We start from the raw sequence: 311 nt of genomic DNA, 5'->3' as shown, positions 1-311 counted from the left end.
TTGGCAATGATGCCCTTGGCCTCACATTTATCTCTGAGCTTTTGAGAATCAAAACCAGCATCAGCATAAACAAAAAGCCCATCAACACTGATCTCTGCTTCTTCCACTGTACCAACAATTTCTTGAAATTGCGCTTCTATATCAAACAAATCGTTGTGGTTTCCTGAAACAGGCTCTGACATAGCTATTGGTAATCCTTGCCTATCCGTAAGGTAAATAGCATTGGTGGTTGTACGTTTTTTCCTTCCTTGATAACCCACCTCTTGTCCGCCTCGTAATGCTGTTGTGTGACTTCCATCTAAATCGCCACT

Annotated in this window: 1 protein-coding gene; it reads right to left on the bottom strand. The window is 42.1% G+C overall.

Annotation, left to right across the window (positions count from 1 at the left end; genetic code table 11):
* The coding region (locus tag EYW44_RS22020) for a transposase (RefSeq protein ID WP_165872310.1) at positions 1 to 311 on the bottom strand (311 nt) is incomplete at both ends.

The organism is Tenacibaculum sp. M341, assembly GCF_004337695.1.
GTDB lineage: Bacteria > Bacteroidota > Bacteroidia > Flavobacteriales > Flavobacteriaceae > Polaribacter.
The sequence above is the reverse complement of the archived record's forward strand: the minus strand, read 5'-3'. Positions and strand labels throughout refer to the sequence as shown.